We start from the raw sequence: 13,252 nt of genomic DNA on the forward strand, positions 1-13,252 counted from the left end.
AGCCAAGGGGAGGGCTCGAAATTGCCAGGGCCACGGTTGCTGATGGTTTTCCAGAGCGTGGGAAGTTGGGATTGCCAGTAGGCGGTAGACATGGTGCCTGGGCCTAATGGATCTTTAATCCCTTTGGTCTTCTGCGCGTCCTGATAGACTTTTCTGAATTTACTCGGTTGCTCCCAGTAGAAAGCCCAAAGCTTGCCTAGATCGGTATCTTTGTTCTGGTTGTCTTCTGCGTCGTTATTCGCATAAGGACGAATGTAGCGTTCCACCCGGTCCGAGCGAGTAATCAGCAGGCCTGTCATGCTTTCAAATACTGTTGGTACTACTTGAGTATTTTTTTGCAAGCCTGGAGTGCCATGTTCGCGATATAGGTTCCGCGTTACGTCCCCGTCTTCGCTTGCGATAAGTGCCTCGGGGACTTTCGGATTATCTTCAAAAAAACCAAACAGCCGCTCAATCATACCTTGTGCGTAGTTGGTATTTTCGTCTTCTTGCCAGAGGAACTGTGTCACGCCTAGCGTCGCTGCATTGCGGCCTGAGTTGATAATACTTGCAGCGCGGTAGGGCTTGTTGTAAGGGTTTGGAGGCCCGAGCGCAAAGACGGGAATTGGCCAGTAAGCTACTGATGGGCTTGCTGCATGCTGAAAGGCCACCCGAGTATTGATATCCGCTGTAGTTTCTCGCGAGCTCAAGGATGGGTTGTAGGCTTTAGAGTCCGACGGAAATATCGATGAGAGATTGTTGTTTTTCTTTACAATTTCTCGCCAGACAGACGATTGATGCCAGTCATTGACAGCTATGCCTACTCCCCTAATTTCCAGAGAATAGTTTCGCTTTTGAGTTGCCTGCTGTTCTGATACTTGTTCTTCCACTTTGGACTTGTAGGCTACCTGTTCGTGTTTTTCATCAGCAACGGCCTTGCCCCACCAGTGTCCGCTGTAACTCAGCAGAACCGCACCTAAAATCCCTGCAATGCCCCGGCGTGCTACCGAATGTATCTCACGAAATTCCATATGATTTTCCTGTGCTTCCGTTGCATGACCTGATCACAAAATTCCTAGACCACTCGCACATTCATGGCGTGGCTGGCGACACCCTGACAGCCGCACGCCAGTCGATGGCCGTGCAGCACCACCGGGATGCCGTTGAGCTTTCGGGTGGGGTGGCCTTCGATAAAAGCGAACTCACCGGAATGAAGCGGGCAGGTGGCCTTGTCGCCCAACACTGCTGGTGGCTTGCCATTGAGGGTGTGAGTGCCCGCCAGTTGGCAGGATATCACTCGGCCACCACTGCTGGTGGCGTCGCCCAGGCAGACCGGATAGCTCACTCCGCAGGTGCCCCGCCGGTTGGCGAGCCGAAGGTGAATGGGTCTGCGCCGCGATTCTGGCTGTTTTTCGCCTTGCGTGTTTCATCGGGCGGGCGAACCATTTGTACGGTCAGGCTGCCGTCGGTGCCTGCGTAGACCACAGCACTGACGCCGCCTTCCTTGTAGCTGGCGATGGTCGCCAGATTAATCTCGACCAGCGCACCGCTGACCCCGGTATTACCCAGACGGCGACCGATGTCGTAACCCTCTTCGACATTGCCGAGCTCAAGACCGTGGCCGTCCTTGTTCAGGTCGTGCAGGGCGTTGTTCAGAGCGATTTCGGCTTCCGGGTTGTTGGTGCTGTCGTAGAACACCCGCACAGGTTTCTGACCGTCGGGCAGGGTGCCCAGTGCTTGAATCCAGGCTGCTTGCAGGGCTTTGGCTTGCAGGGCAGGTTTCAGGCGTTTGCCGTTTTCATCCTGCATGGGCGCCTTGATCGGACGATGCAGATAGCCGAGAACCGGCGCAGCGTCGAACTCCTTGACCTGATGCTGATTCCAACGAATCGGCAGCCAAGGGGAGGGCTCGAAGTTGCCAGGGCCACGGTTGCTGATGGTTTTCCAGAGCGTGGGAAGTTGGGATTGCCAGTAGGCGGTGGACATGGTGCCGGGGGCGTAGGGGGTTTCAACGCCTTTCGCTTTCTCGGCAGTTTCGTACCAGTCCATAAATGCTTTGTCCCGATCCCAGTAGAAAGCCCAAAGCTTGCCTAGATCGGTATCTTTGCTCTGGTTGTCCTCTGGCTCGTTTGTCGCATAGGGACGAATATAGCGATCTACCCTGTCGGAACGGGTGACCAGCAGGCCTGTCATGCTCTCGAATACAGTGGGGACTACCTGAGCATTTTTGGGTAGTCCGGGAGTGCCACGTTTGCGATATATGTTCCGCGTGACGTCCCCGTCCTCGCTTGCGATCAGTGCTTGCGGAACTTTAGGATTAGCCTCAAAAAACTGAAACAGTCGCTCGATCATGCTTTGTGCGTAGTTGGTGCTCTCATCGTTTTGCCAGAGAAGCTGGGTGACACCTAAGGTCGCTGCATTCCGGCCGGAGTTGATTAGATTCGCTGCACGGTAGGGCTTTTCGTAAGGGTTCGGAGGGCCTAAAGCAAAGGCTGGAATTGGCCAATAGGCCACCGACTCTCCTGCGGAATGCTGGAAAGCCACCCGAGTATTAATATCCGCTGTAGTTTCTCGCGAGCTCAAGGATGGGTTGTAGGCTTTAGAGTCCGACGGAAATATTGATGAGAAATTGTTGCTTTTTTTAGCAATTTCTCGCCAGACAGACGATTGATGCCAGTCATTGACTGCAAGGCCTAAGCCTCGTATTTCTAGTGAGTATGTTCGCGCTTGCGCAGCCTGTTGTTCTGCATTTTTGGCAATAATCTCAGATCTATAAGCCGCCAGTTCGTGCTTTTCATTGGCAATAGCTTTGCCCCACCAATGCCCACTGTAACTCAGCAGAACTGCACCTAGAATGCCTGCAATACCCCAGCGGGTAACCGAGTTTATGTCACGAAGTTCCATATTGTTTTCCTGTGCGTTGAGATAGACCAGCAGAACGAAGCCGAGCCATAGCGCGAGCATCACCCCGGTTGTCCAGACATAAGGCTTAAGTTTTGGACGAAGCGTTGATCTTTGTCGTTTGACTGTCACTGGCTACCTCCGCTTTTCAATGAAGCTTGGACCAAGGGAGGAGGTACCAAAGATACTAAGCTCGCAGGTGGAAAGATTCCTTTTTGATAATACTCATGGCAGGCCTTCACGAGTGCCTGAGTTTCAGCGCTAAGATTTTCCCAACCAGGTAATTCAGTGGTGCTAAGAAACTGCCTTACATCCATCTTCCAATCCGCTATCGCCACCAGCACATCACGCATCGCTGGGTCGTCCAGGCATTTCGCCTGACCAATCGCAATATCCATCGCCGTTACCCAGCGTTGGTTTTCCGGACTGCGCAACAAGCCCGAGTGATAGCTATTGTCGGCCAGCACATCTGTGCTTTTATCCATGGATTCACGTATTTCGTCCGGGGTTTCTTCTCGTAGTATGTCGTAACGATCCGTAGGTTTGGGCGCGCCGTCGCCTGTCACTCGTTGTTTACGCATGATGCGGGTTTGTTCACTTGGTGCTTTGCCCAGATTCCATTTGGCTAACTCTCGCTCCAGATCTATCGATCCAGTTTGGCTGCGAACGTAATGCCAGTTGAACTTGGCTCTAGGATTGCCCACGGCAGAGGCTTTGTTCGCATCATCCGGTCTGTCAAGGCCCGATTTGGTTGGAGTGCCCTCTACTTCTTCTCCGCCAAACATAGCGGGGGCGTGTGGTGGATACAGTTGTTCTGCATTGATCAGGATCTTATGCCCTTTTTCTATAGGCCCTTTCGAAATGAACCCTGTGATAAAACCACCACCGGGATAACGAGATTCGCCATTGGCGCGCAACAAGTCATAGCCTGGCGGCTTTCCAACCATGACCGGCATGTCTTCACGGTGCCGTTTGGTCCACATGCGTTGAAAGAAACGCACTGCTTTCAATTCAGCCATTGGGTTACGATCGCTATTCTCACCATGTGTATCCCACACCCCGTAGGTGCCGATGCCTCTGACGTCATCCAGCGCGACGGTAGTGTCGTCCGGGCAGAAATACAGGTACACCTTGCCGCGGTTATCACGCTCAGGAAATACCGTCAGACCACCTACCTTATCCTTGTTCTTGCGCGTCCCTTGTATTGGTGACCACTGCGGGCCGCTTCTTCCGCGATAGGTTGCAGGGTTGCTCAGGTCCGACAGCGGCGGCTGGGTATGGGGTGCCTGAGTCACCTGCGCCACGATGCGGGTCAGTGTGGATAGTGTGTCTTGATCTTTGGGGGTCACTTCCGGGAACAGGCAGTAGGGCGTGTCCACCATGATGATTGTGTCCGCGCAACGATGCCCTCCGTCGACCAGCAACGCTTGCGCCAGCAGTGTGATTAACGTGCCTTGGCTATGCGCCATGATCGTGATGGTTTCGTCGGGAGATACTCTGCGTATCTCCTTGACCATCATGGCGAGCCGGTGAGCGGCCAGCACGTAATAACGCCGATGCGGGTTATCCCCTATAAAATGGGTGTTGGGCAGCGTCTTTCGGGCAATCTTAAGGCGCATGGTGAGTGGCAGGCCCCTGTCATACATTTCCAGCAGGTTATTGGTGGCATTGACAAAATAACCACCGGCCTTACCAAAATGACGATCCAGGCGATTGCCCTGTATGTCCTGATACTGGTCGCGCAGTTTGGTCGGGTCGTTGTTCTTGTCTCTACTGATTTCGCTGGGGTCGGCTCGGTATCCCCAATAGAAAGGAATCAGCAGACTGCGAGTTTTCGGGTCATCTGTATCGCGTTTGTAAAGATTGGTGTCAGGGTCGTCGAGTAGTTGTTTTTCTCGATCTCCCAGCGGTTGCTTGGCTCTGAGTTTGTCTTTCGCTGCGTAGTACTCAGCCCCATACCGCCCCGCCACCAAATCCGGCCGATCAAGCCGCTCATTAACCCCCTGACACAACCCCTTCTCCACCGACTCATAAGAAGCCCCCGGATCATTCACACCATGCAGAAAGATCACCACGCCGGGCAGGTCGGCGGGTACTTCCATTTTGCAGGTGGTGTTGAGGTTGGGGATCAGCCGGGTGTTGCCTTGGGCAACGGCGTATTCATCGGCGCCGTTCATTGCGCACCTCCTTTGGGTGCGCCGCTGCGTAATGCCGATACTTGCGCCTGATGCATCATTTCGCGCTCCACGCGCTCGGTCAGTCCGTCTGCGTTCGTCATTCCTTTCACCAGGCTGCCATCTTCCAGTTTGATTTCATAAGAATGGTCCGCCGCTGCCCGCGGGCTTGCTTCGCTGTGGCCAGGGTAGTGGAAGGTGACCTGCTGGGCGGCGGGGTCGCGGCCGAAAGAGGGGATCGACGCGCTGTCGGTTTTTGGGCCGATCCAGTCGTGTTCGCTGGCGTGCACTGTGACTTTGCCTTGCGAGCCGATCTCGACGCCGCCGCCTATCTTGATGTAACTGCCATCATCGGCGACCAGGCGAATGGTCGGAGCGGTGATAACCACTTCGCCCTCGACGGCCGAGACGTGCAGGTTTTTCTGGGCATTGAGCGCGATGTCGTCTTCCTGGGCCTGCACCAGCACCTTGCCGCGGTTGGCGATGGCGCTGATGCCTGCGTCCTGGGCGAAGGCCGACAGCCCTTTGCCTGCTTGCAGGTGCATGGCTGCGCCGCTGGTCAATTGCAGGTTGTCCTGCGCGGTGGTGTCGTGGTTTTGACCGGCGTAGTGAACCTGCGAGCGCGGTGTGGCGCTGGCGATGCCGGCTGCTGCGGTCATGGCCAGAACCGGGTCGCCCAGGGAGTTGTTGTCTGGCGCGGGCCATTGATCCAGCGACTGACGCAAGGCTTCGATGCCTTTTACATCTACCGCCTGCCCACCGCGAGCGGCAGCGGTTTCGCCGAGGGATTTGAACAGCTCTCCGCACTCGGCCAACAGCTTGAGCAGTTCCTCGCGATCCAGTTGCGAGCCTTTTGCGTCGGTGCGTGCATAGGTGGTCAGCAACATGCCTTGCGCAGCACGTAGCGCAATGGCTGCATCGGTACGCAGCTCTGCACCGTTGCCACGTGGCTGAGCGGTGCCGTCGGTGCGTGGGTCGGTCAGCTTACCCAGGTTGAGCGCCGTGGCCTGATGGGTGGTGCCCATGCGTGCGCGCAGCGAACCGGGTGTGTCATCGAAGAGCAATTCGTTGAAACCACTGCCCTTGTGTTCCTGAGTGCGGATCCCCGACAGCGTGCGATTGCCTGGCAAACCCGATGCCTTGCTGAAGCGCGGCGGCAAGTTATTGTTGTTGTAGAGCACCGAGGTGACCAGAGGCCGGTCTATGTCGCCTGCCAGAAAGGTCACCAGCACTTCCTGACCGATACGCGGCATGAACTGATGACCAAAGCCGCTGCCCGCGCTGGGCATGGCGACCCGCAGCCACGTGGTGCCCTGGGGGAGGCTGTCGCCGCGCTGCCAGTGGAACCTGACCTGAATGCGTGCCAGTTCATCGGTGAACACTTCTTCGCCTTGCGGCCCGACCACGATGGCGCTGAGCGGGCCGGGAACGGTTGGACGGGGGATGGTGATTGGATGACGATAAGGAATCTTCTGGCGAATGCACACGAACTCGTTTGCGTAACCCGCCTTTTCATCGGACAGGTAATTATTACGCCCGTTATGCGTGACTGATAACAGCAGAAAACTGCGATCTTCCGCAGAGCCCTGGTCGTGATCGAAATGCTGGGTCAGTTCAAACGTATGCCCGGGATACATGGCGCGGCAGTTGCTGATGCCGGTGAAGGTCTTGCCCTGTACTTCGATGGCTTCGAGACGCTGACGTACCAGACGTTCACCATCGTCGAACGTGCCGTGACTGTAATGATCGAGGAAGTCATAGACTTCGTATGAGTCGACATTGCCCTGTTCATTAAGGCTCGGCATGCTCACCGGCAACTGGTTGCGCGGTTGCTTGTAATCGAATGTCTGGATGGACAGGCGCCCGGGTTGCAGGCTGCGATGGCTACGCCATTCTGTAATCGAGTCCGCTGTCTCGGTAATGGATGCGCTGTGGTAACGGATGCGTGGCTGTTGGGCCAGTGGTGAAAGGTCCCGCGAGTGATCAAGAATGATCAGGGTGTGCTTTTCTTCGCTGTGCTCGAAATAGAAAAATAATCCTTCATGTTCCAGCAGCCTCAAGACAAAGGTCAGATCGCTTTCGCGGTACTGCGTGATGTAACTGTGCGGTTTGAGTGGCTGGCTGAGCTGGAACTCGAAGTCGGGCAAGGCGCCGTAGGCAGCAAATACCGTGCGGATGACTTCTTCGATGGTTTGTTCCTGGAAGATCCGTGAGTCGATGCGCCGGGAGAGCATCCACAGCCAGGGGCTCAGTGTGGCGCTGTAGCGTGCCAGACCGCCGTCGCTGCCCTGCAGGCTGAACGTGCTGATATAGCCGTTGATGTAGCGCGCCTCGCCCGTTGCCAGCTCTATCGCCAGTTGAGCCGGCTGGCCGATCTGCGACTTGAGCTGCAGGCCTGCATCGCGGCTGATCATCGACAACTCGAAGCTGAACAGTTCGGAAAGGCCTTCGGTGCCGGTAAACTTTTCGAGCAGGAGTTCCTGTTCGTTACGGGCGACGGTTGTCAATTTGATCAGGCGACGATTCTGTGGCGCAAATAGCGCTGTTAGGTCCTTTAACATTGTCGCTCCGGTATTAAAGCTGGCGTCTTTTTCTATTAAGAGCGCTGATACAAAGAGGGGCAGCAGTCTATACGCTTCTGTCTGTGCTCACACCTTCAAATCACACAGGTGCATTGCCGAAACAAGGTACGGGTAGCGAGAAACAAAAAGTAGTGCAGGGTGCCGAACAAGGTTGTCGGCTGTTTCACAGGGACCTGTAGTTTCTTTCTTACAAATAAATAGCAGCGTTATAAGGCCTCAGGCAAAAGCAGTCGAATGTTTAGCAGAAGGCTGGCTGAGTGGCGTAAAAAAGCCCCGACTCGTGCGAGTCGGGGCGGTTTGTTTTCTCAGTGCATTCTCGCCAGCGTAATAATAATAGTGATCGCCGCGAAGGCGGCGCCCAGTACGTTGATGAAGAATGCAGTACGTACTTTTTTCGACAGCCTCCACGGTTTGATGGCGAACGCATAAACCAGCAGGAAGATGACGGCGAAGATTTCCACCTGAGCCAGGATGACGGTCATGCCACCAAATGCGGCTCCGGTCTGGTCCGAGGCACCTTGCGATACATAGAACGTCAGCGCCGCGTAAATAATCGGTAGCCAGATACCCAGGCTTATAAGGATCAGTGGAACGGGGCTTCGTTTGTTTTCGGTGTTCACGTTGGTTCCTTGTAATGAGCATTCCGATTGGACTCGCATCCGAGCCTGTTTTTAACGCAGCAGCACCGAGCGCAGCCACTTTCGTACAGAGCCTAGCCAGCAATCAGGGCTTTTCGATACCCGTAGCCTCGTTCGGCGCCTCGGTTTTCGCCGTGCGTATCTCTCGGTTCCACTGCAGGATGATCATCACCAGCGTCGGAATACCCAGCAGGGCAGTGATCAGGAAGAAGTTGTGGTAGCCGAACTTCTCCACTACCACGCCCGAATAGCCGCCCAGTAGTCGCGGCAACAGCAGCATGATGGAGCTGAGCAGTGCGTACTGGGTGGCGGAGAATTTCAGGTTGGTGAGGCTTGACAGGTACGCGACGAAGGCTGAGGTCGCGAGCCCGGAGCTCAGGTTATCCAGTGAGATGGTCAGAATGAGCATTTTCACGTTGGGCCCCATGTCTGCCAGCAGCAGAAACAGGATGTTGGTCGACGCCGACGCGAACCCACCGATGAACAGAATCGGCATGATGCCGAACCTTACGATCAACAGACCGCCAGCGCCTGCGCCCAGCAGGGTCATGATCAGGCCGAATACCTTGCTGACGCTGGCGATCTGGTCCTTGGTGAAGCCCTGATCGATATAGAACACGTTGGCCATCACACCCATCACGGTGTCGGACATCCGGTAGGTCGCGATCAGCCCCAGCAATAGCAGTGCCTGCCAGCGGTAGCGCATGATGAAATCGTTGATGGGCGTAAGGACCGGTGCCAACCCGCGACGGCCCATCGAGGACAGGCAGGCGAACGTCAGAAGCGTGTAGAGAATGGCGCGCAGGAATGCCCGGTCCTCCAGCAGCAAGTCCATCCAGCTGGTGCCGTCGAACAGCACGCTGGCGAAGTCTGTGTTGTAAAGCTGGGTGAACATGGCCGGCACTGAAACCAGCAGCACGATCAGCACGAACACCGAAGCCAGCTGGTGGGTGAAGCCATAGCGTGCTGCCGACAGTTGCGTGCGCAACGGCACCGGCGGCTCGCGCATGATCAGTGTGGTAATCAGCGCTGGCAGCATCAGCAGGCCAAACAACACATACGTGCCGGTCCATGCCGAATGCTTGTAGGCAAAACCGGTCGAGCCAAAGCCCTCCGCAAATAACAATGCGCCAGCGGTCGCCAGTAGCGCCGCAACCCGGTAGCCGGACATATAGCTGGCGGCGAGGGCAGCCTGCTGGGTGTCATGGGCGATTTCGAGGCGATAGGCGTCGATGGCGATATCCTGCGTCGCGGACGCAAAGGCCACCACAACGGCAATTGCGATCAGCCATGACAGGTGTTTCTGCGGATCGCAGAAGCCCATGCCGATCAGGCCGAGAATCACCAGGCTTTGTGAAAGCACCAGCCAGGAGCGGCGACGCCCCAGCTTGCCGAGCAAAGGCAGTCGCCATTGGTCGAGCAGCGGCGACCATACCCATTTGAATGCGTAGGCAAGACCGATCAGGCTCGCGTAGCCGATGGTCTCGCGCGCGACACCGGCTTCGCGCAACCACACGGATAAGGTCGAAAAGACCAGCATGTAAGGCATGCCCGCAGCGAATCCGAGCAGCAGCAGTACTAATGTCGACGGGCTGGCATATGCGGCGAGCGCGGCGCGCCAGGTTTTACGGGGCATGGGCTGGAATCTGCCTCAGGTTACGAAAACAAAGGGCGCACTCTAACCGCTGTGCTATAGGGGACGCCAGCCATGGCGCTGCATATCAATCCGATTGTTTAGAATGCTGACGCCCTCGGCGCGCAAACGCGCCCGTTGTTCGTCGCCCGAAGCGCTGCCCTCCGGGAGGCTGAGCCGGCCGCCAGCGCCCAATACCCTGTGCCAAGGCAGCGAAGAGTCCGGCGGCAGTTGACTCAATGTACGTCCCACCCAGCGCGCAGCTCTGCCCAGCCCGGCCATTTCGGCCAGTTGACCGTAGGCGACGACTTTGCCCTCCGGCACTTGAGCCAGGGTCATGTAAAGCGCCACACGTCGTGCCTCGGCAGGCGACTGTTCGTCGGGGTAAGAAAGCGTCAAATCCGGGTCTGTCACTTGGTTTTCCTGTATAAAACATTACGGTACTGATAGTCATTCTCTGGAACTTTGATGAAATTGAGCTGTCTGTGAAACCTGTGCCTTGGTCCTCCATGACCGCCTTGTCGTTGTCCTGCAGGATAATGCCCGATTCCCGCCAAACAGAGCCTAGTTACCGCTTATGTTGTCCAGAACCCTGCTGTGCCTCGCAATTACTACTGCTTCCGCCCCATTGCTTGCTGACACCGTCTGGTTGAAGAACGGCGACCGGCTGACCGGCACAATCAAAGTGTTCGATGGCGGCAAGTTGCTGCTGCAGACTGAATACGGCGGCGCCATTGCGCTGGACTGGAAGCAGGTCAAAACCCTGAAGAGCGATCAGCCGCTGCTGGTCAAGCAGGATGAACACACCGGCGAAGTTTCCAACTCGCTGCAGGCTGCCGATGACGGCAAGGTCGTGCTGGCCAATGGCGATGCGCCCAAGACCGTCGATCTGGCAAGCATTCATCAGATCATCAAGCCCAAGCCGGTAATCACCGATCTGGTCTGGAAAGGCAATATCGACGCCGCACTGGACTTCCAGCAGGCCGAAAACGACACCGATGATTACAACGTTGCCTTCAAGACCTCGGCTCGTCACGGCGACTGGCGCCACAACGCCAAGGGCGATTACAACCGTGAGACCACCGACGAGGTTGTCGGCACTGACAACTGGAGCGCCGAATACTCGCTGGACCGCTTCCTGACCGAGAAATTTTTCTGGGATGGCCGCATCAGCTACAAGCGCGACAAGGTCGAAGATTTGTCTCGTCAGCGCGTCGTGGGTACAGGTCCCGGCTATCAGCTGTGGGATGACGAGCTGGGCGCGTTCAAGGTCGGGGCATTGCTCAACCGTACCGACTTCGAATTCTCCAATGGCCAGAAGGAAAACTTCTACTCCGTTGCAGGCACCTGGGATTACAACCGCTACCTGATCGGCAAGAAGGTCGAATTCTTCTCCAACGGGGAATTGGGCAAGCCGTTGAGCGCGGTGGCCGATTACTCCCTGGATTTCGAAGCAGGCCTGCGCTACAAGGTTACCGACTGGGCTTCGCTCAACGTGAAGGCCGAGAAAAACGTCATCAGCGGCTCGGATAATGGCGATGTCGACAAGACGCGTTACACCGCCGGCTTCGGCGTGAGCTGGTAAGTGGTTGGCATGCGACGCGCGTTCTGTGCGTCGCATGCCAGTCTGTAACGACTAGATTCGCATCGCTCCATCCAGTTCAAGAATGCGCCCGCTGAAGTAATCGTTCTCCAGGATGTAAGCCACCGAGTGCGCAATCTCGTCCGGCTTGCCCATGCGTTTCAGCGGGATGGCCGACGTCATTTTTTCCAGGGCTTCCGGCTTCATGCTGCCGGTCATCTCGGTTTCGATGAACCCCGGTGCCACGCCTGCCACTCGAATCCCATAGCGCGACAGCTCCCGCGCCCATGTCACGGTTGCTGCTGCGACCCCGGCCTTGGCGGCTGAGTAGTTGGTCTGTCCGATATTCCCGGCACGGGAAATCGACGAAATATTGATGATCGCGCCCTGGCTCTTCTGCTCGATCATCTTGGCCGCCACTTCGCGCGTGCAAAGAAACACACCGGTCAGATTGACGTCGATGACTGCTTGCCACTGCGCGAGGCTCAGTTTGGTCATCTCGCCATCCTTGACTTTGATCAGCAGGCCGTCACGCAGGATGCCCGCGTTGTTGATCAGGCCATGAAGGGTTCCCAGGTCGTCGGCAACCTTGTTGATCGTGTCGACGACTTGTTGTTCGTCGGCGACGTTGCACAGGTAGGCCCGCGCCTTGACGCCAAGCGTCTCGCAGGCTGCGACGGTCTGGTCCAGCTTTTCCTGATTCAAATCCAGCAGAGCCAGATTCGCGCCTTTGCCAGCGAGGTATTCGGCCATCGCTCTGCCCAGTCCCTGGCCGCCGCCGGTGATAACTATCAGCTTGTCTTTCAATTCCATGTGTGTGCCCAAATCAGTTGATCATTTCCATGGCGTCACCGGCTGTAAGCGGGTGTTCATGCCATAGCCAACCGACTTTATAGGCTGTTTTCGCTCGCTCGTCTTCCCGTTCAGGCTCGACATCAAACACTTTTTTGATGCTGCATCGACAGTCGCTATCAAGGCGTCGGCCCGATTTTGAAACACACCGATACACGTTCGTGAAGCCCAGGTTCAGCTGGCGTGTGTGCATAATTGTGCGTTCGCTGACACACCCGGTGCTTGAATTAACGATCTTCTGACATCACATACGGTCTACTCGGAAGGCATTCTTCCCTTGAGGAACTCATTTGATGCGTGTTTTTTTGCTGCTGTTTTTATTGTTCCCGGTACTTGAGCTGTTTCTGCTGGTTCGTGTCGGGATGTCCATCGGCTTTCTCTGGACCTTCCTGCTGGTCGTCGCAACCTCGATGCTGGGGTTGTTCGTGATGCGCGTGGCCGGGTTCGCGACGGCGTTGCGGGCACGCGAAAGCCTGGCGCGCGGCGAGTTGCCCGCTCAGGAAATGCTCGAAGGCCTGATGGTTGCCGTGGGCGGCGGTCTGTTGCTGTTGCCCGGTTTCATCAGCGACATTCTGGGTGTGATCTGTCTGCTGCCGATCACTCGCCGTCTGCTGATCAGCAAGGTGCGCCGACGTGCCGAGGATCAGGCCATGCGTCAGCGGGCCTTTGCCGACGACTTGCAGACGCCTGCCAATCACGGGCCTGCCAATCATCGTCCCGGTGCTATTCACCAGTCGACTCGCGATCCTGATGTGATCGAGGGCGAGTTCGAGAATCGCGACAAATAAACGCTACGGCCCCGCAGCGCGGCACCTTCGGGTGCCGCACTCGTTTTCAGGTTGCGCTTGTTTCGTAAAAAAAATTCTTGCCCAAGACTTGTAATCACCTTGCCCGCCCTTATGTATGGGTCA

General features: G+C 56.4%; 10 protein-coding genes and 1 pseudogene. 2 read left to right on the plus strand and 9 right to left on the minus strand.

Annotation, left to right across the window (positions count from 1 at the left end; all coding sequences use genetic code 11):
* The 8 genes and pseudogenes from ALO43_RS00570 to ALO43_RS00605 form a co-directional block, all read right to left on the minus strand.
* Positions 1-1,028: pseudogene (locus ALO43_RS00570) on the minus strand (type VI lipase adapter Tla3 domain-containing protein); the annotation flags it as partial.
* A gap of 26 nt (positions 1,029-1,054) precedes the next feature.
* Complete coding sequence (locus ALO43_RS00575) at positions 1,055-1,324, minus strand: PAAR domain-containing protein (protein ID WP_054996966.1); 270 nt, start codon at positions 1,322-1,324, stop codon at positions 1,055-1,057.
* Positions 1,321-3,012, minus strand: coding sequence for a type VI lipase adapter Tla3 domain-containing protein (locus tag ALO43_RS00580; RefSeq protein ID WP_162235561.1), 1,692 nt, complete (start codon positions 3,010-3,012; stop codon positions 1,321-1,323). The genes ALO43_RS00575 and ALO43_RS00580 overlap by 4 nt, the downstream gene beginning before the upstream one ends.
* Positions 3,009-5,057, minus strand: coding sequence for a T6SS effector phospholipase Tle3 domain-containing protein (locus ALO43_RS00585; protein ID WP_054996967.1), 2,049 nt, complete (start codon positions 5,055-5,057; stop codon positions 3,009-3,011). The genes ALO43_RS00580 and ALO43_RS00585 overlap by 4 nt, the downstream gene beginning before the upstream one ends.
* Complete coding sequence (locus tag ALO43_RS00590) at positions 5,054-7,615, minus strand: type VI secretion system Vgr family protein (RefSeq protein WP_054996968.1); 2,562 nt, start codon at positions 7,613-7,615, stop codon at positions 5,054-5,056. The genes ALO43_RS00585 and ALO43_RS00590 overlap by 4 nt, the downstream gene beginning before the upstream one ends.
* 326 nt (positions 7,616-7,941) lie before the next feature.
* A complete protein-coding gene (locus tag ALO43_RS00595; RefSeq protein ID WP_024670868.1) occupies positions 7,942-8,256 on the minus strand; it encodes a hypothetical protein in 315 nt (104 codons plus the stop codon).
* 103 nt (positions 8,257-8,359) lie between these two features.
* Entirely contained in the window at positions 8,360-9,910 is a 1,551-nt protein-coding gene (locus tag ALO43_RS00600; RefSeq protein ID WP_005890826.1) for an AmpG family muropeptide MFS transporter, read from the minus strand.
* 54 nt (positions 9,911-9,964) lie between these two features.
* Positions 9,965-10,321 carry an MGMT family protein gene (locus ALO43_RS00605; RefSeq protein ID WP_024691530.1) on the minus strand — a complete coding sequence of 119 codons (357 nt, stop codon included), beginning with the start codon at positions 10,319-10,321 and terminating at the stop codon, positions 9,965-9,967.
* A 163-nt stretch (positions 10,322-10,484) separates the two neighbouring features.
* On the opposite strand from ALO43_RS00605, the gene ALO43_RS00610 reads away from it, so the two are divergent.
* Positions 10,485-11,492, plus strand: coding sequence for a DUF481 domain-containing protein (locus ALO43_RS00610; protein WP_005890820.1), 1,008 nt, complete (start codon positions 10,485-10,487; stop codon positions 11,490-11,492).
* A gap of 51 nt (positions 11,493-11,543) precedes the next feature.
* On the opposite strand, the gene ALO43_RS00615 is transcribed toward ALO43_RS00610, so the two are convergent.
* Positions 11,544-12,302 carry an SDR family oxidoreductase gene (locus tag ALO43_RS00615; protein ID WP_024670867.1) on the minus strand — a complete coding sequence of 253 codons (759 nt, stop codon included), beginning with the start codon at positions 12,300-12,302 and terminating at the stop codon, positions 11,544-11,546.
* Positions 12,303-12,634: 332 nt separating this feature from the next.
* On the opposite strand from ALO43_RS00615, the gene ALO43_RS00620 reads away from it, so the two are divergent.
* Entirely contained in the window at positions 12,635-13,129 is a 495-nt protein-coding gene (locus ALO43_RS00620; RefSeq protein WP_053480784.1) for an FxsA family protein, read from the plus strand.
* Positions 13,130-13,252: the final 123 nt, after the last annotated feature.

It is taken from the genome of Pseudomonas tremae (genome assembly GCF_001401155.1).
Taxonomy (GTDB): Bacteria; Pseudomonadota; Gammaproteobacteria; order Pseudomonadales; family Pseudomonadaceae; genus Aquipseudomonas; species Aquipseudomonas tremae.